Annotated in this window: 14 protein-coding genes; 5 read left to right on the top strand and 9 right to left on the bottom strand. The window is 37.0% G+C overall.

From position 1 onward, the window contains the following. The first annotated feature begins 178 nt into the window (after positions 1-178). Entirely contained in the window at positions 179-1,153 is a 975-nt protein-coding gene (locus NST76_RS02960) for a proline dehydrogenase family protein (protein ID WP_058843863.1), read from the top strand. A gap of 137 nt (positions 1,154-1,290) precedes the next feature. On the opposite strand, the gene NST76_RS02955 is transcribed toward NST76_RS02960, so the two are convergent. Then, on the bottom strand, positions 1,291-2,628 hold the full coding sequence (locus NST76_RS02955; protein ID WP_036121141.1) for a helix-turn-helix domain-containing protein: 1,338 nt from the start codon (positions 2,626-2,628) through the stop codon (positions 1,291-1,293). Between the two features lie 180 nt (positions 2,629-2,808). Here NST76_RS02955 and pruA point away from each other — a divergent pair, with 180 nt between their 5' ends. Together pruA and NST76_RS02945 are read left to right on the top strand one after the other, a co-directional pair. Continuing rightward, a complete protein-coding gene (gene pruA, locus NST76_RS02950; protein WP_036119871.1) occupies positions 2,809-4,353 on the top strand; it encodes an L-glutamate gamma-semialdehyde dehydrogenase in 1,545 nt (514 codons plus the stop codon). A gap of 263 nt (positions 4,354-4,616) precedes the next feature. Further along, complete coding sequence (locus NST76_RS02945) at positions 4,617-6,590, top strand: S-layer homology domain-containing protein (RefSeq protein WP_271912385.1); 1,974 nt, start codon at positions 4,617-4,619, stop codon at positions 6,588-6,590. A 136-nt stretch (positions 6,591-6,726) separates the two neighbouring features. Here the strand turns inward: NST76_RS02945 and NST76_RS02940 are convergent, their stop codons facing one another. The 4 genes from NST76_RS02940 to NST76_RS02925 form a co-directional block, all read right to left on the bottom strand. Further along, entirely contained in the window at positions 6,727-8,640 is a 1,914-nt protein-coding gene (locus NST76_RS02940) for an N-acetylmuramoyl-L-alanine amidase (protein WP_342544610.1), read from the bottom strand. Positions 8,641-8,873: 233 nt separating this feature from the next. Continuing rightward, positions 8,874-9,785: a C40 family peptidase gene (locus NST76_RS02935; protein ID WP_036124282.1), complete on the bottom strand. Its 912-nt coding sequence runs from the start codon at positions 9,783-9,785 to the stop codon at positions 8,874-8,876. Positions 9,786-10,006: 221 nt separating this feature from the next. Continuing rightward, on the bottom strand, positions 10,007-11,074 hold the full coding sequence (locus NST76_RS02930; protein WP_342544609.1) for an S-layer homology domain-containing protein: 1,068 nt from the start codon (positions 11,072-11,074) through the stop codon (positions 10,007-10,009). A gap of 193 nt (positions 11,075-11,267) precedes the next feature. Continuing rightward, positions 11,268-15,278 carry a cell wall-binding protein gene (locus NST76_RS02925; protein ID WP_342545237.1) on the bottom strand — a complete coding sequence of 1,337 codons (4,011 nt, stop codon included), beginning with the start codon at positions 15,276-15,278 and terminating at the stop codon, positions 11,268-11,270. A gap of 594 nt (positions 15,279-15,872) precedes the next feature. Between NST76_RS02925 and NST76_RS02920 the strand changes: the two genes are divergently transcribed. Together NST76_RS02920 and NST76_RS02915 are read left to right on the top strand one after the other, a co-directional pair. Further along, complete coding sequence (locus tag NST76_RS02920) at positions 15,873-16,550, top strand: hypothetical protein (protein ID WP_342544608.1); 678 nt, start codon at positions 15,873-15,875, stop codon at positions 16,548-16,550. Then, positions 16,547-17,806: an HlyD family secretion protein gene (locus NST76_RS02915; protein ID WP_342544606.1), complete on the top strand. Its 1,260-nt coding sequence runs from the start codon at positions 16,547-16,549 to the stop codon at positions 17,804-17,806. Before NST76_RS02920 ends, NST76_RS02915 begins: the two co-directional genes overlap by 4 nt. A 744-nt stretch (positions 17,807-18,550) precedes the next feature. Here NST76_RS02915 and NST76_RS02910 read toward each other — a convergent pair. The 4 genes from NST76_RS02910 to NST76_RS02895 form a co-directional block, all read right to left on the bottom strand. After that, positions 18,551-21,052, bottom strand: coding sequence for an S-layer homology domain-containing protein (locus NST76_RS02910; RefSeq protein ID WP_342545235.1), 2,502 nt, complete (start codon positions 21,050-21,052; stop codon positions 18,551-18,553). 60 nt (positions 21,053-21,112) lie between these two features. Next, entirely contained in the window at positions 21,113-23,005 is a 1,893-nt protein-coding gene (locus NST76_RS02905) for a stalk domain-containing protein (RefSeq protein ID WP_058845003.1), read from the bottom strand. A gap of 514 nt (positions 23,006-23,519) precedes the next feature. Beyond that, positions 23,520-24,461 carry an IS3 family transposase gene (locus NST76_RS02900; protein ID WP_342545234.1) on the bottom strand — a complete coding sequence of 314 codons (942 nt, stop codon included), beginning with the start codon at positions 24,459-24,461 and terminating at the stop codon, positions 23,520-23,522. Then, entirely contained in the window at positions 24,347-24,910 is a 564-nt protein-coding gene (locus tag NST76_RS02895) for a helix-turn-helix domain-containing protein (RefSeq protein ID WP_342544603.1), read from the bottom strand. The genes NST76_RS02900 and NST76_RS02895 overlap by 115 nt, the downstream gene beginning before the upstream one ends. Positions 24,911-25,121 lie beyond the last annotated feature (211 nt).

Here is a 25,121-nt window from a genome sequence, read left to right as displayed (position 1 = left end):
TTTTATTGAAAAAAATTTTTTTATTTGTTTTTTTCACTTTCAAAAGTCAATCAATACAATAGTTTTCTCCCCTTATCGCTTCTTCAAAAAAATTTTTCTAAAAATCTAGCCATTTTACTTTTCAAAAAAAGTGTTATAATCGCCAAGAATTTAAAATTTTCAATTTTGGAGGCATATGATGGTATTACGTGATTTTTTCATTTACTTATCAGAAAACAAATTATTAAATAGCGCTGCACAAAAATATGGTCTAAAAATGGGTGCTCAAAGTGTAGTTGCTGGAACAAGCTTACCTGAAGTTGTGCAATCGATTAGAGAATTAAACAATGCTAATATTTCATGTACAGTCGATAATCTAGGCGAATTCGTCTACGAAAAATCAGAAGCAACAGCTGCAAAAAATAATATTTTAGCTGTTGTTCAAGCTATTCATGATGAAAAGCTTGATGCTCACATCTCCCTTAAACCTTCTCAATTAGGTTTAGATATTGATTATGCATTTTGCTACGAAAACTTAAAAGAAATCGTGGCTCTGGCACATCAATATAACATTTTCGTAAATTTCGATATGGAAAACTACGAACGCTTACACAGCTCTTTTGAATTATTAGAGGAACTACACAAAGAGTTTGATAACGTAGGTACAGTTATTCAAGCTTACTTCTTCGAGTCAGAAGAAAATATTGAGAAATACAAAAACTTCCGATTACGAATCGTTAAAGGTGCCTACAAAGAGCCAGAAAATGTAGCATATCAATCAAAAGGTGATATTGATCGCAACTATTTAAAACTAATCGAGTATCATTTATTACATGGTAAATTTACTTCGATTGCTACACATGACCATAATGTTATTAACCATGTAAAACAATTTGTGAAACAACATAATATTCCAAATGAAAAATTCGAATTCCAAATGCTATATGGTTTCCGTAAAGAAATGCAGCTAGATCTTGCACGTGAAGGCTATAACTTCTGCACATACCTACCATTTGGTAACGATTGGTACGGTTACTTTATGCGCCGTTTAGCAGAACGCCCACAAAATGTGGCACTTGTGACAAAACAAGTGTTTAATAAAAAAACAAATATGGCAATCGGCTTAGGAGCTGCGGCATTTGCTCTTGGTCGCCTTTCAAAAAAAGGAAAATAATCATTACAAGCTAGATGCTATCCATCAGTTAGATAGTTCTATCCGTCACTTTTGGGAGTCTATCCATCAGTTAGATAGCTCTATCCATCAATTTAGTGATTCTATCCATCAAATCAACAATAAAAGCGAAAACATCGTTAATCAATGTTTTCGCTTTTTTTATTGAGCTTATAGTTTTTAACGCGATATTGTAAGCTTTGACGACGAATCCCCAATGCCGCAGCAGTTTTAGAAATATTCCCCTGATGAAAATCTAACGCCTTCGAAATATAGTACTCCTCTACCTCTTTCATGTAGACGTCTAACGGTCGGATATCCTGCTGATTTTTAATTACAAACAAGTCACTCGTAGATACTTCTTTTTCCGTTTCCTCACATGAGCTTTGGATTTTCCATTTGAAATGGACAGGCAACATATGTGACTCCACAATCATTTCATTGGTAATCAACGACGTAATTTCATCCAATAGAACTTCCAATTCCTTTAGATTACCTGGCCAATCATATTTTAAAAAGGTTTCACGCACTTCCTCTGAAAGCCCTTGAATCGATGAGCCAAAGCTATCACGATGCCGTTTGAAATAGTCATCGATAAAGGGCATGATATCCTCTTTTCTTTCTCGTAAAGGTGGTACATATATTGTGATGCCAGAAAAAAGTCGATACAGCTTTTTAGATAGCTCTTGCTTTTGAATTAAATCAATTGGGTCTTTGCCAACACTAGCGATTAGAACATGCTGATGATTTGGGTGATTATTAAAAAGCTCAACAATCTTTTCCTGTGCTTCAAGCGATAAATATTCGATACGCTCTGCAAAAAAAGTGATTTTTTCCTTTTCAATAATATATTTTTCAAATTGCTTTAAAACCGTTTTTTCGTCTCGACGGCAAATTAAAGCAATAAACATATCATTTTGAACCTTTAGATCATGATGAATTCCCTCAGCCACCATATCAATGCCTGTACCTGATTCCCCTATTAAGACAACAGGCATTCTACTTAGCGCTACAATCTTTGCTTTTTCAATAACATCCTTCATGACTGGTGATACAGCGGTGATAATATCAAATGTCAATGGTGCGCCATATCTTCTTAATGGCTGATACATCATATATTCAAGCTGTGTAATATCTCGCGCAAATTCCACAGCCCCCACTAAAGCACCTTCATAGTGCAACGGATAAATATTGCTTATATAGGTCACTTCTTGATTTTTTTTATTCCAATACGTTTTTTTGATATTGTAAATGGGTGTTTCAGAGCTGAGGACCTTATAAATATCACTTTTTTCAATCTCAAAATCAATAATCTCTAAGGCTCGCCTTTCCTCAAACTCATCTTCGTTAACACCCTCTAATTCCCTCATTTTTTTATTATATATGAGCAACTTGCCATCCGTATCTACGACGCAAATTCCCATATCACCTTTTTCAATGACATATTTATAAATACTTTGTAGTACATTATTATCCATCTTGTCCTCCTGTATTCCATTAAGCTTATTCTAACACCAATACGAAAAACAGATGCAAAAATTGAAAAAATTTTAAGATTTGAGTTGATAAATGCCAAATTATATTGCATTATATAATTATCACAATCTTAAAAGGTGCATAATCATTTGGCATCACTTATCCATGGGGAGGAAACTGACATGATTCCATACAAACACGAACCATTCACAGATTTTTCACAAGAGGCAAACTACAATGCTTATGTGGAGGCTTTAAATAAAGTTGAAGGTTACTTAGGTCAAGACTACCCACTAATTATTGGTGGCGAGCGCATTACAACAGAAGATAAAATTGTTTCGTACAATCCTGCAAAGAAAACAGAAGTGATCGGCCGTGTGTCAAAAGCAAGCAAAGAGTTAGCTGAAAAAGCGATGCAAGCAGCGGATGAAACATTCAAAACATGGAAAAAAGTTGACCCTGCGATTCGTGCTGACGTTTTGTTCAAAGCAGCAGCTATTATTCGTCGTCGTAAACATGAATTCTCTGCATTACTAACAAAAGAAGCAGGGAAACCTTGGGCAGAGGCAGATGCAGATACAGCGGAAGCAATCGACTTCTTGGAATACTATGGTCGCCAAATGCTACGCATTAAAGGCGGTCAACCAGTAGAAAGCCGTCCAGGCGAATACAACCGTTATGACTATATTCCATTAGGAATCGGTATCGTTATTTCTCCTTGGAACTTCCCATTTGCTATCATGGCTGGTACAACAGTGGCCGCTTTAGTAACAGGGAACACAGTCTTATTAAAACCAGCTTCTACAACACCAGTAGTGGCGTATAAATTTATCGAAGTATTAGAAGAAGCAGGTCTTCCAGCAGGTGCCGTGAACTTCGTACCAGGTTCTGGTGCTGAAGTAGGCGACTACTTAGTCGATCATCCAAAAACACGCTTCATCAGCTTCACAGGTTCACGTGATGTTGGTTTACGTATCAACCAACGTGCTTCTGTATTAAATGATGGTCAAATTTGGATTAAACGTGTCATCGCTGAAATGGGCGGTAAAGATACAATCGTAGTTGATAAAGAAGCAGACTTAGAATTAGCTGCACAATCAATCGTCAAATCAGCATTTGGCTTCTCAGGTCAAAAATGTTCAGCCTGTTCTCGTGCAGTCATCGTAGAAGATGTATATGAGCAAGTTGTTAATCGTGTAGAAGAATTAACAAATGCTTTAACAGTTGGAGATCCAACAGATTTCAGCAACTTCATGGCAACAGTTATTGACCAAGCGGCATTCAACAAAATTACGGAATACATCGAAATCGGTAAAGGCGAAGGTCGTCTAGTGGCTGGTGGTACAGCAGATGATTCAGTTGGTTACTTTGTACAGCCAACTGTGTTCGCAGACGTAGAACCTTCTGCACGTATTATGAAAGAAGAAATCTTCGGGCCAGTGGTAGCGATCGCAAAAGCAAAAGATTTCGATCACGCTATTGAAATTGCGAACGATACAGAATACGGTTTAACAGGTGCAGTCATCACGAAAAACCGTGTGAACTTAGAAAAAGCACGTGAAGAATTCCATGTAGGAAACCTTTACTTCAACCGTGGCTGTACAGGTGCCATCGTTGGCTACCAACCATTTGGTGGTTTCAACATGTCAGGTACAGACTCAAAAGCAGGTGGACCAGACTACCTACAACTGCATATGCAAGCAAAAACAACTTCAGAAATGCTTTAATATTTTTCAAAAATGCCGTCCATTCCAAACAATGGGCGGCATTATTTTTTGGGCTAAACAGAAAACCACTATATAATAGAAGAAACTCATATGAATTTTGATTCACTCCCCCTCCCTTATTCCATACAAAATCTTTCTACAAAAACGAAAAGCCTACTTATTTCCTAGAATTCGTTGGCATATTTTATGATATTTCTAACATTTGACCCTTAACTTGATTGTATAACTTTGTTAAAATGATATCAGTTTAGGAGGGTAAAACTATGAAAAAACGATCAATTTTTATGTTGCTTATGATGCTTATTAGTGTAGTCATTTGGCAACCACAATCGGCCAATGCTGATGAGCTATCAGGCCATATGCACGAAAGTGGCTTGCGTTATTTAATCTCTAAAGATGCATTGATTAAAGATGCAAACGGCAGCTATCGTCCAAATGACACGGTTACACGCGGTGAATTTGCCACATACATAGCAAAAGCTTTAGATTTAGGTACAAAAAGCGACATGACGTTTACAGATGTCTCAGACACCTATTTATATGCAAATGAAATTAAGCTTGCCGCTACTGCTGGAATTATCACAGGGTATACGGATGGCTCTTTTAAGCCTGACGCACGCATTTCAAGAGAGCATATGGCAGTTATGCTAATTAGAGCGGTGGATTATTTAAAAATACCAAAAGGTACTTCTTCTATTACGTTTAAAGACAATGCCACTATTTTTAAAGATTTCCGTCAGGATATTGCCATTGGTGCACAATTAGGACTGATTAAAGGAAGCTCTAATGGCATGTTTTTACCTAGAGACAATGCCACTATCGGTGAAGCTTCAACATTCATTCTACGTTTAATTCTTCTTGCCGATCAAATGGATACTGAGAATAACGAAAACAACGGAAACTCAGAGAATAATGGCAATAATAATGGAAACGCTGGTAACAACGAAAATACTGGGAATAACGGTAATACTACAGCATATATCATCAAAGAAATTTCAAATGGCAATCTAGTAGACAAGCAAAGCCTTCCTACCTTTGAAGCAGCTGAAAAAGCGATGACAAGTAATTCGTTAGTGATTACTCAAAATAATAAAATTATAAAAATGACTTCGGGTTATGTTGTAACGAATAATTACGTTGCACTGAACTCTGAAACAATTAAGGATCAAATCGCTGTTGCTGGTAATACAGAAATGGAGTATCTAGGCAGTGATGCCACACAAGTAAAAGTACGCTTAGCTGGTCATGTAGGCTATTTAAAACAGGCTGACGTTAGCTTAATTCCTTCTGCATTAGTGAAGGGACGTTCTTTCTATTCAAATGAAAATGGTGAAATCAAGCATACCCTATATGATTATAAAACGAATAAGTATTCCTCTAGTTACGTGTACGGTAAGGCTCCTAGCTTTATGAAGCAAGGCGAAAAATACTTTAGCTGGGATGGCATTAATTTTACAAATGCCAATGGTTCTTCAAAAGGAGAAGGCTATAATTACTATCAATTCCTACCCGCTCGTGCGACAACTCAATATACAGCAGAAGAGCTAGATCAATATATTTTGCAAAAATTAGCGGAAGTTGAAAGCTCAGGTGCTACCATTTATAAGGATGCAACAACAAAAAGTAAATTAATTGGCTTAGGCTCTGTGTTAAAGGAAGTAGAAGCAAATGCCCATATTAATGCTATGCTTATTTTATCTCTAGCACAGCATGAGAGCGCTTATGGTATGAGTGATCACGCGCAAAACTTGAACAATCTATTTGGTTTATATGTCTATGACACAAACCCATTAAACAAAAAGTTTGATAGTGTTGGTGCAAACATTAATGAGCTTGTTGAAAGGTTCTTACAGCCAAATTATATTACACCAGGAGGACGTTATACGAATGGTGCAGTGGTCGGTTCTAAGGCTATCGGTTTCAATGTAAAATACGCTTCAGATCCATTCTGGGGCGCTAAAATTGCTGGACACTACTATCGTGCAGAAAAGGCTTTAGGCTTTAAAGATGCAAATAACCCTTATAAAATTGCCCTAACTACAACAGCTGGTCTAAATGTTCGTGCAGACGCATCAACAAGTCAAAGTCCATTGTTCACATTTAGCAAAAGTAATATGCCCGTCATTGTCACAGATACAGGAGCAAATGGTTGGTATCAAGTTGTTTCAGATAAATTACCCACTGAACCTGCCTATATTAGTAAGGATTATATTAAATTCATCAATACCGTGAAATAATAGTAAATGGCTGCCTCCTAAGGAACGAGGCAGCCATTTTTTTATAGATTTGTTTGTATTTTTCGAATGCGGGTATGTATAAAGTAAGAAAAACGATCCCAAAAGATAGCACCCCTTTGGAATCGTTCTTCAACTATTATTGTTTCTTGTAATATTGCAAAATACCATTGTAAATAGATTCTGCAAATAATTTAACGTATTGATCATTCGTCATTTTATTGTGATCCTCTGTATTCGTTAAGAATCCTAGCTCCACTAAAATAGATGGAATCACCATGTTACGAATGACGTAGTATTGCTCTTGCTTCACACCACGGTTTTTCATATTTAAATTGTTAACAATTTGGTTATTCACAAATGTAGCTAAATCGATGTCCTCTTGATACATATCTCCTGTAGATATTGCATAATATGTTTCAGTACCCTGTGCTGACGCATTGGCAGCAGAGTTAACATGGATACTAACGAAAATCTCACCATAGTTTGCTTGTGTAAAATCTACACGATCTTGTAATGATGGATACGTATCACCAGTACGTGTCATATAAACTTTTGCACCAGCATTCTCTAGTAATTGCTTAACTTGTGTGCTGACTTTTAATGTAATGCTTTTTTCAGAAACAGAACCTTTTACAGTACCTGGATCTTTACCACCGTGACCTGGGTCTAGGATGATAATACGATTTTGTAAAGGCTTAGCTGTTTGATTTAATAGTTTTAAATAGGATTTATGAACATATCCTGTTTGACCATTATAGGTGATTTCTGCCCAATAACCATTAATGCTATTAACTTGGACATACTCTCCCTTGTTCAGCTTAAATAGCACTGGCGAAGTTGAGTTACCTTGACTACGCACATTTAGGTTAGCAACCGTTACCTTACCTAATACATCTCCAGAAGCTGGTGGTGGTGTTGGATCCGGATTAGGTTTTACTTCTCCAGTAGCATCCGTAGTACTGTTTGCTACAATATAACCTGGCAAACCATTTACTTGTGTTAAATAATAGCCACCTATTGTTTTGTAAACTGGTAGTTTTTCGTTGGCTTTAACTGATGAAATTACTTTTGCGGAAGATGTTGGCTTCACATATAAGTTTACAGCACCATTTGTCGTAACTTCTTTTTCGACTGCTCCTAGCTCATTGCCATCTGCATCTAAAAATTCAGTGTATTGCTTAAAAACATAGGCAAATGCACCTTTATAAGTTACCTTTAACCAATTGCCTTCAACTGCATATACTGATAATTTACCGCCTGTATTGACTTTACCTACGATGTTAGTACTAGAAGAGGAATCCTTTGATTTACGGATGTTTAACCCCTCTGTAGTAACTTTTACTAAGCCAATCACTTGTGATGTATCTGGCACTTGTACACCTTTTACAGGTAATTCTAAGCGATATTTTTCACTTTTTGCACGTGCAACGAATAAAGAAAATTGTGAACGTGTTACAGTACTATTTGGTAAATACTTATCACCCGTTCCGTTCGTAATACCATTATAATAGATGGTATTAATGTATTTCACATATTCATGTGTAATCGCTACGTCCGTAAATGGTGAGTCAATTCCCTCATACTCACTAGTATCTAAATTGAATGCCTTTGTTAATACATAACTCATTTCTCCACGAGTTAGAGGCTTATTTGGTAGGAATTCACCTTTTATATTTTTGTCGAAAAATCCTAATTGGACAGCACGTTCTATGTAACCTGACATTTCAGTGCCTACTGTAACATCTGAAAAGCTTGATTTATTAACAACTAATGGTTTGTTACCTGAAGCAACTACAACCATCTTAGCAGCTTGTCCTCTTGTTACATTGTTATTTGGGCCAAATACTCTTTTACCATTGACAAAGTATCCTTGAATAACACCTAAACTTACTAAATAATTGATTTCTTCATAGGCTGGGTGTGTTTTAGTGACATCTTCAAATGTTATATTTGAATTGGTAGCTGCACTGACACTTGCACTATGTATCGTAAACATAGAAGCCGAAATCAATAAGACGCACAAGATAAGACTAATTTTTTTGATGTTCAATGTCTTATTTCCTCCCTTCTTGTTCTCTTAACGTGTCCATTTTAACAAAATTAGCTAAATAATGCATCAGACAATAGAACTGTTAAAATTTAATTTTCCAAGTCACACCCTTTCCTACAAAATTATCATAAAAATAGAAGAGTCTGCGATTGCAAACCCTTCTTCCATTATACGCTATTCAAAAGATCAATTCTTGCAATCTATAACACAATTAAAGTGTTAACTTTATGAACTTATTGTTGAATTCGTTTGATAAATACTTTTAGTTGGTCGATTTTAAGTAACTCATCTGAACCGAAGCTACCTTCTCCATCGCCATTTGTAATACCATTTGATGCTAAAGTCGAAATATATCCATTAGCCCAGCTATTTTGAGGTACATCGCTAAATGCTACACTTCCACCATTGTTTTCAAGGCCAAATGCTACCACTAATACTTTAGCAATTTGTGCGCGTGTAATTGGCGAAGACGGGTTGAATTTACCATTCGCATCGCCTTCAAAGATGCCTAGTTTTGCCACAGCTGCGATTGCACCTGCATGGGCATTGGATGGTTTTACGTCTACAAAACCAGCATTTGTATCAGATGTATCTAAGTTCAAAGCTTTCGCAATTTGGACAGCTACCTCTGCGCGAGAAGCATATACTGAAAAGTCAATTGCTGCTTGTTTAACTTCTGCTTGCTGTTGTGTATCAAATGTCGCAACGCGTTTAGCACCTACATAACGAGAACTCCAATAATATGGATCATTCACACTTGAATAACTTACGCCTTGACCAGTTTGAGAGTGGATCATTTTACCGTCACCTATGTATATAGCCACATGTGAAATACCACTACCACTTGTATTGAAAAATAGTAAATCGCCAACTTGCAAATCGCTTTTCGCTACTGCAGTACCTTGTTGATACTGTGAGCCAGATGTGCGATTTAATTGAATGCCTAAATCTGAAAATACTTTAGAAGTAAAGCCAGAGCAATCAAAACCACTTGTTGTTGTACCGCCGTATTTATATGGAATACCTACGTATTTAGAAGCTGTATCAGTTACATCTGCTTTAGTCGCTGCCTCAGCAGTGTTTATATGAGCTGTTGAAAATAACATAAAAGATGCAAAAATCGGTAATAACCATTTCTTATTCATACTTTTGTTATACCCCTCTCAAAACTTTTTTGCCTATACATAGACTATCACAAAAAAAGCGATTGTTATTTTTCAATTGTGTAACGGTTTTAGACAGCAAAAAAACGCTGTAATACCAACGTTTGGTGGTATTTCCAGCGTTCAAAAGGAAATTTTTTTATCGTATTTTGGATCTTTCGTAACATTCCTGTAATATTAGAGACTCTTTGTTACACAACAACTTATTGACTAGAGAACATTTGAACCCAATAGTAATTTCCTTTGATGTCCTGTGCTATCGCAACACCTGTATTTGTATAATGTTCTTTTAAAATATTCTCTCGATGACTAGGGGAAGCCATCCACGCCTTTACAGCAATTTCAGGTGTTTTTATATTTCTGGCAATATTCTCGCCAAAGCTTGTGTAATCGTAATCAAATAATGTCGCTAAATCCCAAGGTGCACCATAAAATGGAGAAACATGTTCAAAATAATGGCGATTCACCATGTCCTGTGCTTTGATAATCGCGATTTGTGTCAGCTCTGGATCATAGACAACCGTTTCTAGCTTATTCTTTTTTCTTTCCACATTAATTAATTCGATGACCTTTTTAGACCATTCTGTAGAAAGGTTTTTTGTTGGGATATATTGCTTCGCTAAATAATCATAGGCTACTTCCAGCTGCTTTATCTTTTGCTGAAAATTTATGCTGCGCTCAACAAAAACAGCAAACTGTGCACGCGTCACGAATTGGTCCGGTGCAAAATGTTTCGTATCCACTCCACTAACAATGCCTATATCTGCTAAGGATTCGATATAATCTTTTGCCCAATGTGTGCTAGCAATATCTGCAAACTGGCTGTTGTTTTTGCTATCTACCTTAAACTGATAGGCAAGTGTTAGCATTTTCGCTACCTGCATTCGCTTCAAAGGCTCTTCTGGATGAAATTCATCACCTTTTTGAATAACACCTAGCTGAACGAGCTGACAAATTTCCTTGTAATATGGATGTGTTGCAGGAACATCCTTAAATTTTGCGGAATTCGCAATGTCTACATTTACCTGGAGAGAACGAGCAATGGTAGCGGCAGCCTCAGCCCTCGTAATAGCTTGCTCAGGCTTAAATGTATGATCGTTATATGTAGTCATATATTGTTTAGTGAGCATATGTTGAATGGAAGCATTTGCCCAATATGAACTAGTCACATCTACAGCTTTTGCAGATGCAGCTTCTACCTGACTTGAATTAGTTAAACTTCCTATGGTTGCAGCTATTGAAAGGACCACTATACAAAGTATTTTTTTCAACAGGGCTACCTCCTCACTCTGTCAAATGAATATGTATCCATGATGCAATAAAAATAAGTAAGCACATTATAAGATACGAATTTCATCTGATATAGTTTCACTTTTTTGGAAATTTATAAGTAGATCCATTATTTTCTCGTTATAAAAGGAGTTTTCCCGCAATCTTCATTGGGGAAACTCCTTTTTCGTCAGACTATTGTATCATTTTTAGATATTCTTCTAAAATGCGGAAATTATAAACTAACCCCTGTTGCTCAATCGATAAATTACTATAATCTTTTTGAGCAGCTAATACTTTTTTCTCGAAGGATGAGCTTTCTGGATCAATGCCGCCAATGGCTTGGACAACTTTCAAAACAGCTGCCACATCTTTTTCAGCCTGCTTTAATACATCCTCATTGATGACTTGTCCTCGTACTTTTGAATCCAGCGCTTTATAAGCAGCAACTGCATTAGCCACATCTTCAATATAGGTTGGCGAGCTTGGTGAAAGTCCCGCTATTAACTCAACCACTTTCTTGACATCAGCCATGCTTTTCTCTGCCTCTAATAAAATAGAGTAGTTGGAAATACGCTGTTTATCTATTGTATTCAAGCTATCATACTCTCTACGCACCGCTTCGATCATACCAAAGTAGAACTTATCCTTCGGGTTCAAGTTAGCAATGCTATTATAAACTTTTATCACGTTGTCTAATGACAGCAATAGCTGGTCGTTATAGACATAGCGTCTTTGATCGGCATTGAGCTTATCATAAGCTTTTAAAATCTTTTGATACTGGCTGTTCATATCTTTGGCTGTTAATAGTCGGTCAATATCCTCTACCACACTAATAACAGGCTTAATTAGCTTCTCTTGATCTTGTAGCACTCTGTAATTTTGTACAGCTCGCTGCTGATCCTTTGGTAAAGCATTATAAGCCGCACGAATCTCTTGAATACGTTTCACATATTGCTTTGGATCAATAGATGGTAAGTCATTGATCATCTGCATTACATTCCCAGCACCTAAAATACTAGACTCAGCTGCTTGCAATAAATAATAGTTTGTCACATATTGCTGCAAATCAGCAGGCAGTGCATCGTACAATGAACGGGCTCGTGATGTATCCTGAAGGAATGTACTATTAGAAGATTTTAGTTTGCTAATCAATTCCATCACATTGGAAACGGGCTCAAATTTTAAGAGTATATCAATATTATCAATATATTTCTTCTGATCCTTTGATAGTTTGTCATAGGCCTTACGTGCGGCGTTAAACTTACTAACAAAGTTTTGTGCTTCTGGATCTAGCTCATTAATTTGAACCATCACACTTAAAATCGGTTTAACCGCTTTTTCACGTGTTGTTAAATCTTTAATATTTGTCACTAATTTCTTTTGATTCGATGACAGCTTATCATAGGCTATTCGTGCATTCATCAGCTTCGTTAAATAGTCTGCATCTTGTTCTTCTGTTAAATTAATAAGCTCAATCACGCTCTGCGCTAAGCCCTGTTCATTTTCTGCTGCCACCAGAGCATCATAGTTGATGATAGCTTGTTGTTTCGCTTCAGGTAGTGAATCATAAAGCTCACGAGCTGTTTTCATATCCTGATAGAATGTTTTACTCGTTGGCTTTAATGAAGCAATAAGACCAATCAAAGAAGCTACATCCTCAACTGCTGTCAGATTATCATAGTTCGTCACTCGTTTTTGAGATACTGTATCAAGTGCATTATAGGCTTTGCGAGCAGCAAGTACCTTTTTCGTATAATCCTTACTTGTTGGATTTAAGGCATCAATCATTTGAATAACCTTTACTACAGCCTTATTGTTTTTTTCATACGCACTTAACGTTTTGTACTCTTCCACCAGCTTTTTCACATTTTTATCCATCGTCTTATATTCTGCAGCTAGGTCGGCTACCTTTTTGACAAATGTGTCAGGATTCTCATTCGCCAATGCTGCGACACGGGCATCAAAGTTTTTGGCTGTATCGATATACCCCTGTGCTTTTATTAGGTCAGCATAATTGACAACCTTCCCTTGAAGTGTTGCATCTGCTAATGCTGCGTATGTCTCCGTTGCTTTTGTTACATCCACTTTATACGTTTTTTTAGAAGGATTTAAAGCAGTAATTTGAACAATGACATCTACAACTGGTACTATATCTTTTAAATCCTTGTAATTTTTTACATATACTTTATTATTGTCATCTAGCTTTGCATAAGCAGTAAAAGCTGACTTCGCTTTGGAAATATAGCTTTTAGAAGATGGATCAAGTTTTTCAAAGAGTGAGATGACATTCACAACAGCTTTATGTGATTTTTCAAAATCTGTTAAAACTTTAATGTTCGTTACACGACTTTTTGCTGCTGATGGTAGAGCATTATAAGCTGAACGAGCATCTAGCATATCCTGTACGAGATTAGATGATGTATTTAAACTGTCTATCTTGCTCATAACATCTGTTACTGCTGATGCTTCGTTTGTAAGAGCTGTTAATTTTTCATTGAGTTTATCTTTGATATTATCAAGCGCTGCTGCATATTCACTGCCCGAAGCATCTAAAGCAGCAACTGCAGTTTTCAATGTTTCAAGCTGTGCGTTGTAGTCAGACACAGAAGAATTCAGTGCATTCACTTTTTTCGATACATCCGCATATTTGAAAAACAGAGTTAGTTTATTTGTGCCTTGAACTAACGTCTTTTCACTTTCTCCAAGCTTATCGAAAGCAGCCTGTGCAGCTAATGTCTTGCTTTCAAAAGTAGAAGCTGTTGGATCAATACTATCGATTAATTTATCCACAGTTAAAGACGCGTTATAAACCTTTTCCCACTTCGTTAACTCTGCTAGATTATTAACAATTTTTTTGACATTTGCCGCATTGATTGTTGTTCCAGATGGTGCTGGAGGAGCATCATAAGCAGTTCGAGCATCTTTAATTGCTTGTACTTTATCTGAAGCACCTGCAATTGCCAAGATGAGTCCTTCAATCTGTTGTGCAGAAGCAATATTCGCGACCGCTATTTCAAAATCAGCCGCATTCTTTATATATCCCTTTTCTAGGGTTAATTGATTATCATAAATATCTTTAATTGAAGCTACTTCTGTACGATAAGCAGCATCACTTGATACACGTAGTGCTGAAATTCGCTTGGAAATTTCAGCCGCTTTTTTATACTCTTCAAGTATAGAAGCGTTTGTCACCAAATTTTTTGATGCCGTATCAAGGCTGTTATATGCTTTTTCAACAGACGATACCGCACTAATGAAATTTGTTGCTGATGTGAATTCAGATGATTGTTTTGCTTTCAGCTGATTAATACTTAAAATAACTTTTTCTACAGCAGACTGACTCGTTAGAGCGTCCTTATATTTTTTGAAGGGCGTTACGGAAGCATCGTTTGGATTATAAGCTTCAACCACCTTCTTTTGATCTGCAGTTAAGGTATTATATCCAGTTGTAAAACTGTTTAGTGCAGTCGAAATATCTTCAAAATTTGCAGAACTCTCCAATAAATTAACTAAATCCACTAGCTCGCTAGCAATCAATTCAGTAGCTTCTACATCCTTACCTAATTTTGATAGTTTTCCAACGTCCAGTCCTTTTTTGCCAAAATACGCATCACGTGCTGCCTTATCATAACCATATTGCAACACCGAGTTACGCATAGTAGGAGCAATACTACTTGCGTTATTTATAAGCGCTGTATCAACGGCCTGTTTAAATTGAGCTTGTACATATAGATAGGATGTTGTATCTGTTGGTTCTTTTTCTCCTAAAAATTTAACATATTCGTCATTTACAGCTTCAACTTCTTCAAAAAACGTTTTACTTGAATACAAAATTCCATTAACTTTATTGCCCATTCCTTTAAGCTTTGTTAATAGCTCGCGATGTTTTACTACATATTCATACTTCGCTTTTATAATTGCTTTTTCATCAGCATTAAAATCTCCAGAATTTTGTACAACAATGAGATTTCCTTCTGCAATCACCATCTCATCACCTGAAGAAATTTCAGATAACTTACCAAATTCTGCAATGAGCTGCTCTCTTGTCGTAGCAGCTGCTACCACGTTGGCATAGCCAACTTGCTCTGTCTGTGGTGTCACACGAGTTTGCGCATCATTTTCCTGTGCATTCGCTATAGCCGTAGGTGCAAGTAAAAGACTTGTTATGACCCCTGCTGTCAATTTTCGATTCAATCGAACCACCCTTTCATCTTTTATGTATGGGAAAATGATTATGTTCATTTTCAATTATCTTGATTCAGAATTTATCCCCTTCCACTAGACAGAGTTAAATTCTTGTTTTACTTTTTTCATCGATTAATTAAATGCCCACCGAAATAAGGGAACACCGTCTAAATGTGGTGCGTCTTGTAGTAATGAAGGTGTGTGACCAGCATCATGTAGCCCCAATACCTCTGGCGGATGTCACAGATTTTGAAAAAAAACGTTTCGAGCAAGCTCGAAAAAATCCGGACGTAATTACAGCAAAGTGTAATTGATAATCATTACTTTAGTATCGGTATAAATATCATGTTTTCAAGACATTCTAGTATATTTACAAAATTATGAGTATCAAAAATAATTTTTCAAATTTACTAGCTAGAAAAACAGGAAGTTATTTCAATTATACTATACAATAGATTTATGTGATGTTTACATCAACCGACATGTAATGACGGCATATGTTTTTTTCTACGAAATTAATGAAAAAAAACAGCTAATTTCATATGTCATAATCTTTTTACAAGGTGTATACTACAACTTTGAAATCCTATTTTGGAAGAAAGGACGCTGTTTATGTTTTACCATTATAAGTTCTGGCATAGCTTAAAAAATCCTACCTACTTTACAAACATAGTAGAGGAAGGTGAGGTCATCGGATATAAGAAACGCGTATTATCAGTGTTTATTTTATTTATCCTGTTGTATGCTGTACGCGAATATTGGGGAATGGGGACGGAAAATTTAACGACCCTATTCGCAATGGATCAACAAAATGATTATTTTGTAGCACGCGTACTTTCCATGCTCGGTGCTGTATTATGGGCAATCGTCTATTTTTGCTTCCATTACTATGGGGTTACCTATCTATTACATCTATTAACGGACATTCCTTACTCTTGGATTAAAAAAGTCCAGCTTTATGTTGTTGCCTTCTTATTAATCGAAAAAGCAATTCTCTTTGCTGTTTTCTACGCAGTAGGCTATACAACAATGTTTTCGTTCTTCTCATTAGCTCCAGCTGCCCTACAGGTGATTGAAACAGATTTCGTCTTATTTAGCATCAACCAATTAACAGTAACGACCGTTCTAATCATTATGGTGCAGTATCTATTCCTATCTAAATGGGAGGAAGCAGCTAGTAGAAAAATATTAGTAGTCAAATTGATTGGTGTTCAACTATTTATGGCCTTATTTGTTGGGATGATTAGTGTGCTACCAATAAAAGAATGGATTGCTAGGGGGTTAGGATGATGGCATTTATCAAAGCAAGACCATGGACAAGTATGACCATTGTGTTGGCGATGCTAGTAATCGGTATAAATGCTTATTTAGTCTTCAAGAATGATAGCAACATCACACGATCCTACTTTATCAACGAGTTTCAAAAAGCTTATATCGGCACAAATACTGAGCGTGTCAATAAAGAAACGATTGTAGCACCTGCTGAAACGTTTACCATTACGGCTGATGCAACTACCTTATCGGCTGTGAATGTAAAGCGTGGTCAGGAAGTGATGATGAATGATTTGCTTGCTACCTATCAAACTGATGAGGTAGATGAAGAGATAACAAAGCTTGAATCAGAACGTACTGCCTATGAAACAGAATTAAGTGATTTACAGGATGCACTCGACCAAATTGAGGATGAATATGGAGATGGCTCTAATCCGAAAAGCTCGATTAATACGGACCAAATCAATGATAAACTATCTGTTACGCTAAAATTAGAGCTTGCTCAACAAAATTCAGCATCGACAGCCGTTGCACTGTTAAATCGACATATTGCCGAAACAAATCGTCAAATTGCGCTAATTGAAGCACAAATTACACAAATTCAATCTCGTCAAGGCATTGTCAGCCCTATTGACGGTATCGTATCTGCCATTAAAGAAGAAGCTGGTACAGTAACGTTTGAAATCTATTCTAATGAAAAAGCAATGTATGCCTATTTATCAGAAAAGGAATGGCAAAAGGTACAGGAAGGCCAAACCGTTGATTTTAAAGTCAAACATGTTAAAGATGCCTTATCAGGTGTGGTTTTAGAAAAACAAATGATCGCTACAGATGATCATACATTTTGGGCAAATGAGCTAGCCAAAACAGCAGCTTTACCACAGCCAACAAATTATGAAGTAACGTTACAGCAAGATGCTCCATTAGAGGACATCCCATTTTCAACTACAGGCAAGGCATCCATTATTGTCAATGAAGCATTCGATTCTTACAAAGTCGATAAATCGTGGCTAGCGACGACTAAAAAAGGAAATAAAAAGCTTTATATTATCAATCAGGAGGGCAAAATCCAGCTGATCGATATCAATGTGCAATTTAACACAGCGAAATCCGCTATTTTTATGGACTATGTAGAGGAAGGCACGCCAATGCTCTCTAATGAGAAACGTAATATTGCAGCCTATACCTTCCGCACATTGCCTGTTGAGAAAATACAATGGAGCCATTTTAAAGATTTAACTTGGAAACAATATGTGAAATACATTGTATTCTAAATAAAAAATCCGCTTCGCTCTCTTATGAGCTAAGCGGATTTTTTTGCTACGAACGAATCCCCTGTAGTAGCTACAGGGGATTCCATAGTGTTGAAAAACAAAACAGTCAATTGAAAGGTAGAAATGGATTTCCGTTGCAGGCTACTTGCTTTCCTGTGGACGAGCGCCGAGCCGCTTCCTCCGCTACCGCTCCGTTTAGAAGCTCACCTGTCTCGCTATCCCACGGGAGTCAAGTAGCCTTCCACTCCAATCCATAAAAATGTTTCTTTTTAGCAAAGGCAAATAAAGTGAAAGTATTCACTACTCTTTCTGGAGGGGTGTTGTCACTCACCACTTCTTCACGTTGAAAATAAGGAGCTATCTTTTCTCTCATCAGACAAATAAGGAGCGATTTTGATCGTGACGGCTCGTATGAAAGAGAAATAAAATCCACTTTTGCCAAATGGTTGATTGGAGTGGAGCCAGCGTCACTCCTAGGGGATTTAGCATCACAGATGAGACGCTGGCGGAACGGAAATCAACCCCTCACCTTGCAAAGTTGCTTTTTTTCCTTTGACATTATCTTTTTTCAACAACACGGAATGAGGCTGGGACAAAAGAAAAAATGTTAGACCATTTACAAGTTTGGTCTAACATTTTTTTGCGTTATTAGAACACATATACTTTAATAAATCACAAAAATAACATTCATTTTTTTGCTTTTTCTCAATAAAATGAGTTCTGTCCCAGCCTCATTCATCAATATTATTTTAATGATAAGCATCTATTTAAGAAGCTTGCAAATTGAGCACGTGTAATTTGTGCATCTGGTCTAAATGTATTGTCTGGGAAACCTCCAGTTAAATTATTCGCCACAAGTGCTTGGATATTGCTATATGCCCAATGTGTTGATTTAACATCTGTGAAGCTTACCTTACTTGTACCTGTTAATTTATACGCTCTTGTTAAAATCGCAGCCATTTCTGCACGTGAAAGCTGTCCATTTGGATTAAACTTCCCTGCTTCTTGCCCTTTAATAATACCAGCCTGCTCTACGGCAGCAATGGCACTGTAAGCATAGTGACCTTTACTCACATCTTTAAAGCTTGAATCCTTCGTCGTTGTTAGATTTAAAGCTCTAGCAATGATTGTCGCTGCCTCTGCACGAGTAATCGATGCTTCTGGCTTAAATGTTCCATTGGCATACCCTTTAATAAGCGATTTATTGTTTAGGCTTTGGATTTCAGAAAATGCCCAATGTCCTTTTGCAACATCTGTATAAATTAATTCCTCATGATTATCTTTATAGACAGCCTGTAATTGATCGAAGTATAGCTGCCCTTTCTTTTGAAGAGACGCTGTTGGTTGAGCAACATATAATCGTTCAAATTTCAATGGCTGCGCTAAATCACTCGGAATATTCGCCGTAACGTACTTCCAGCCATTCCAGTCTAAACCGCCCTGACTTGTGAAATCAATCGTATGCTTAGCGCCAGAACCATCAACAACTACACCTCTTAGCCAATGCTTACCGCCATCACCAAATACCCAAAGACCGATGTTTTTAGGCTGACCTGTCATAGCAATTGGTGTCTTAGCAACCATATAGGCCGCTTTTGTGCCTGTGCCTGCTGTCGTAAAATCATAGTTTAATTGTAAGCTAGCAGTTCCCTGTCTAGCATACTCTTTAGAGTTTGCTAATGAAGCATTGGCTTTTGCCACTTCAGTTGTCCAAGTTGACGCATTATCGAAGCTATCTAGTACGATAGGTTTTTCTGCTAAGTCTATTACTTTTACAGGTGTAGACGTACGGATTCCTTCATATTCTGCGATAATTTTCCCTTCACCTTTTTGTGTAGCAGTAAAGGTTGCCCCATCCATTTTCCCGATATTTCCTTCCACAGTCCATTTCATATTGGCTGGGTTGATCGTCATCGGATTCAAGTATTGATCATAGGCACTTGCTACCTGCATATCTACAGACGAACCTTTCATTACTTGACTGACACTACTTAATGTAATCGATTTTGCTTGTCCTGGTGGTGCTGTATTCACAACCTGCAAAATGGCTGATACACGACGCTCACTGCCCTCTGATGGTCTGTTCACTAGGTTGGCGAAATAGCCACCTGGATTACGCACGACCATCGCTGTAGAGCCGCCTCCATCTAAGTTAATAGCCGAAGAAGCGCCCATTGAAATTAAATGAGAAGCTAAATCTGATAAATTAACACCATTACTGTGACCGCTTATGCGACCATCAATTGTTACAAGAGAAACCTTCGTACCAGTGGCATCCACTGCAACTGCTGTACGTGGACTACGTGTTGAAGCAAAACCAGAATTCGTCGGCATCGAAATATCTACTTTGCCGTTTCGCACTAGCATTGGTCCAGCAGCTAAAATGAATTGAGCATCCATCCATTTTTGATCAATGGATAAGCTTACATCCACATTCGTGCCTGAAGTAATTGTACTTAATTCAGCAGCTAACTCTTTATTTTGAACAGAAATAACAAAGCCATCCGCTGGTACAGATGAGTTACCTTCTGCCCCATAGGCTGTTACATGCGAAACTGTGCCTGAAAACTGATCGCCAAAATGCAAGACATTTGTATCTTGGCTAGCACTTGTCACCACTAATTCTACACCCCATGTATTCGTACCTGTCGTTCTTTTTTCAGGTGTATATAAAACTGTTTTATTCGTTCCTCGTTCACTATTAATGAGATCAATAGGATAGCTTTTGCCATTCACTTGGAACGTTAGATTTGTTGTATAATAATCTGCTATCGCTTTCCCTGATTTTGATAAACCAAACGCAACTGGTTTTTGTGTTGGGCTATCATACGTATCTCCTAAAATACCATAGTTCACTATTTCATTTTTTTCCGCTAACAAGTTCGCGGGCATACCATTACCTAAAAAGTAAGAAGCATTGACAGCTCCCACAACACGATGTCCATCATACGTATTTTGCTTTGCCATCGCTGATGTTGTTTTTAATGAATTAATAGGATTGGGCATACCGATTTCTAATTTTGTATATGTATTATTTAAATTTACATCTAAAACATTTACAAACTCACGAATAGAACCTGAAGTATAGCTTTGCTGTGTATGTGTTACCTGTGGTGAAACCTCCGTTTTAACTTCACTGACTTTATTCCCTAAACCAGCTGCTTGTCCATCGATTGGGCTAACTGTTAGTATAAGCACAAATAGGGCTACAATAATTGTTACTAGTTTTCTTGCCAATTTCTTCACTCCGAATATATTCAAAGTATGGCACGATCTCATGTCACATGACCCGTGCCAGTGACTTTTTTATTTTGTTCCTACATAGATAGCTACTGGAAGATTGACACCACCAGCATGCATTAGTTCTAATTCAATTGTTCCTGATGAACCATCAATTGTGTACTCTGGCAGTTCAACATATTCTGTTCCTACTCGTAAAGAAGGCACTAAATATACTTTGCCATTGACCTTAATAGCACCACTATATAAACCACCACGACCAGCTAATTTCATCTTAATCGTTTTTGATGTGCCAGATGAATTCACCACTGGAATCGACACCTTATAGTTCATGCCAAAATGACCTGGATTCCCTACTGCTCCATTGATTTGGGAGAAGGAATTTTCAGCCGTTTGTAAATGGTCTGTACGACCGTTAGAAATGTTATAGCCTACCTCTGGAGAATCTACTGTATAGGCTGGTAGCTCTGCTAGAATTGTAGCACTTGGCCAAGCACCCCTTGGATGTTTAGCATATTCATCAACAGCAACCTGCTCTGATTGAATCGTTCTTAAGTCACTATTATCCTTTGTAAGCACTGTACGAATTGTATACTCTGGCTTTCCACCGTTAGCCGCTTGGATATCTAGATCATGTAAAAAACCAATGATATAGTCGTATTCTAAATCGTATGTTTCAATAACCTTTGTTTCTCCTGGTTCAATCACAGTACCTTTACTTGTTGATCTTTGAAGCTTGTTATTTAAAACAGCATCAGCAATTGTTAAACCAATATCGTGGCCTACCCAGCTGTTCCCAGTTTTTTGGTTAATGCCCTTCGATTCTGTTACCTTAATACTCTCTGTAGTAGATTTATTTTGAACCGTAATTCCAAGCTTCACATCTGTCCCTAATGTGTTATAATGCCAACCAAAGATACGGTGCTTATTCGTTGCTGCTGTTGCATTCACATCGTATTGTGCAAGCGTAGCATTAGATTTAGGAACTAATTTACGTGTTAAAGTTTCTGGGTTGTCACTAATAAATAAATCACGATCTCCCTCTAAACGAGCAGAAGGAACGGCTTCTGGATAAGCTGTTGAGCCAAATGATTTTTCAAGGAAAGAGCTTGTATACATATAATGATAGACATATAAATACATTTCTCGTTTTTCACTTATATAACGCAAGTTTCCGCCTAATGCATTCACTACAAAGGTAATAGGAACGTACATCTTCCCTTTTTGAACAAAAGGAACCTCTTCTAAAGTGACAACTTCATTATTCACTAAAACTTGATTACTGTTATCCTTAAAAACAAAGCTCATGCCAGCTATTTGTAATTCAAAAGAGTTATCTGGTAGCCACATGCCTGTTGAATCATCAAGGTATTCATATATATAATTCGCTGGGATGTAGGATCTTGATTGCTTCATCACAATTGGATCTTTCATCACAATGCGATGATTATTAATATGTAAAATATATGGGTTTTCTTGAGGTTGCTCTGGTGTTTCATCAGATAACGTAATATCTACACTTTGAGTATCGGGGTCCCAATTCACAGTGCCATCAAAGTTTTCACTGACAAAGCGTAATGGCATATAAGTTCGGTCCTTATACATAAACGGTGCGACATCCATCGCCACCTCTTCCCCATCTACTAATGCGTTCATAGAGTCAATCGTTAAATCGACAAGCTTACCATTTCGAGTAGCTGACGCTGTCAATGTATCCTTATTCCACTCCACATTCGCACCAATCGCTTCATATAATGCACGCATCGGTAATAATAAGAAATCCGATTTATTTAAGATAGGGTCATTGACACTAATCGTCTCTCCATTAATCGTAATCGAAACATTGTTTTTTATCTGAATTCCATCTTTACTAATAGCTGTTGCAGATGCTTGTCCAGGCAAAATGGTAGCCAAAGCAACTGCCGATACAATACATGTATTCCTAAGTTTCTTAAACATGCTAATCTCCTTTTTCACATTCCATAGTCTTTAACATCTTAACACGAAAAAACCCTAAAATGTGGGATTTTTATCGAAAAGAGTTGAATTCGGTACTAGAGTGCTAACCCCTCTCCTTCAAAAGCTTCATAGAAAGAAAAGGCTATTTCCAAATCTCCATGAACATTTTCTATCAAACTCATTGCTACTTGATAAATCCTTATGTATAACCCCCATCGTACTGTATTTTAAAGGTAATGAAGTCAGCTTTTTATCAAATTATATGTGCATAATATTTGATAAGTAACTTCATTACTATTAGAACTCCCAGTAAAGTTATATTTTCTTAATTAGACTTGTTTTATAAAAAAAAGTTACATAACTTTTGGATAATCACCATAGAAAATGAAGTATGGAGAACAGAGTCTATTAAGGCTATCCAAAAAGAACAATCCACTTTAAATGTAAGTTAAAAATAAAAGTAGCTAATCTATTCAAAGATAAAGGTAGTGACCCCTTAAAGTTAGAGTTTTTATTATGCAGCTAATTGGCTGGCTAGAGTTCGGTATTTTACTGGACTCATGCCAGCCAATTTTTGTTTAATACGTTCATTGTTATAGTAGTCGATATATCGTTCGATTTTTTCCTTCAATTCTTCAAACGGGATTAATACTTCACCGTAATACATCTCTTGTTTGAGTATGCCAAAGAAGTTTTCCATCGCCGCATTGTCTGCACATGTCGCTTTGCGATACATGCTTTGGAAAACCTTGTTTTGCCGTAATGTTTTCACCCATGAATTATATTGATAATGCCAGCCTTGATCCGAATGAATTGTTGCACGATATGTAGCTTGGTTCTGAATAATTGGCAGAACTTGATGTAGCGATTCTAATACGAAATCCAATGTTGGGCGTTTAGACATACTAAACCCAATAATTTCGCCATTATAGAGATCCATAATTGGACTTAAATAAAGTTTTTCATCTTCGGTACACTTGAATTCTGTTACGTCTGTCACCAGTTTTTGTAAAGTGTTTGGCGTATTGAAACGGCGGTTTAATCGATTATTTGCGACTTTGCCCACCTTGCCCTTGTACGATTTATAACGAGATTTACGAATGAATTTCACACACTTTAAGCCCAATTCCTTCATGATTCGCTGTACTTTTTTGTGATTGATGACGTATCCTTGCGCTTTTAATTCTGCATGGATTCGGCGATAACCATATCTACCTTCATGCTTCTCAAATAGCGCTAAAATCAACGTTTTCCATTCTTGATTGGGATCTTCATTTTTTAACTGTTGAATATGGTAATGATACGTTGCTTCTGGGATCTCAACGATTTTCAATACATCTTTCAATCGGAACCCTTCTTTTTTGAGTTCGAATGCCAACGCTGCTTGTGCTTTTCGAGGAAGGCATCCGGATTCGCCTCGAAAGCGTCTAACTTTTTTAAGTACGCAATCTCTAATCGGAGAAGCTCATTTTCACGTTCTAGCTGTTCTTCACGAGACAATGTGTTTGGTTGTTTGACAGGTTTATTTTTAGGATTAGTAGACATAAGTGGCCGTCCCTTCGCTTTTTCTTGCAGGCCTTCTATACCTTCCTTCAAAAATTTACTGTTCCAGTTCGCTATTAACCCTGGATTATTCATGTTAAATTCAATCGCTGTATCTTGATAAGAAGCACCTGTTTGTTTCATAAAGTGTAATACATCGAGCTTGAATTGAACAGAGTAAGCCTGTTTTGTTACTTTTCTACGTAATCCAACTTCTCCAAATTCTTTGAAGGCACGTACCCACCGCTTTATTTGCGAATGATTTGGTATGTCATGTTTTTTCGCTAATAATTTATAACCTAAGGGGCCTTTCATGTATTCATTAACCACATGTATTTTGAATTCTTCGCTGTATTTCGCCATATAAAAACACCCCTAAAGTTTAGATTTTTGACTCTAACTTTAGGGGTGCAGGACCAAATTAGCTACTTTTTTTATTTTTCAGATCACCTAACAAATGGAAATCAAGGATTCTTCTGGCGAACTCATATTACATCAAATAGTTGAGAGCCTTTTCATTCAAGTACAATAACAACTAACTGAATACGTGTCATAGGTACTTTCCTTTGATTTT

Source organism: Lysinibacillus sp. FSL W7-1291, assembly GCF_038593415.1.
GTDB lineage: Bacteria > Bacillota > Bacilli > Bacillales_A > Planococcaceae > Lysinibacillus > Lysinibacillus fusiformis_D.
The sequence above is the reverse complement of the archived record's forward strand: the minus strand, read 5'-3'. Positions and strand labels throughout refer to the sequence as shown.

Excerpts from the sequence above, each read along its gene's own strand:
- NST76_RS02960 (WP_058843863.1), top strand. The coding sequence starts at position 179 with ATGGTATTACGTGATTTTTTCATTTACTTATCAGAAAACAAATTATTA.
- NST76_RS02955 (WP_036121141.1), bottom strand. The coding sequence starts at position 2,628 with ATGGATAATAATGTACTACAAAGTATTTATAAATATGTCATTGAAAAA.
- pruA (WP_036119871.1), top strand. The coding sequence starts at position 2,809 with ATGATTCCATACAAACACGAACCATTCACAGATTTTTCACAAGAGGCA.
- NST76_RS02945 (WP_271912385.1), top strand. The coding sequence starts at position 4,617 with ATGAAAAAACGATCAATTTTTATGTTGCTTATGATGCTTATTAGTGTA.
- NST76_RS02935 (WP_036124282.1), bottom strand. The coding sequence starts at position 9,785 with ATGAATAAGAAATGGTTATTACCGATTTTTGCATCTTTTATGTTATTT.
- NST76_RS02920 (WP_342544608.1), top strand. The coding sequence starts at position 15,873 with ATGTTTTACCATTATAAGTTCTGGCATAGCTTAAAAAATCCTACCTAC.
- NST76_RS02915 (WP_342544606.1), top strand. The coding sequence starts at position 16,547 with ATGATGGCATTTATCAAAGCAAGACCATGGACAAGTATGACCATTGTG.
- NST76_RS02905 (WP_058845003.1), bottom strand. The coding sequence starts at position 23,005 with ATGTTTAAGAAACTTAGGAATACATGTATTGTATCGGCAGTTGCTTTG.
- NST76_RS02895 (WP_342544603.1), bottom strand. The coding sequence starts at position 24,910 with ATGGCGAAATACAGCGAAGAATTCAAAATACATGTGGTTAATGAATAC.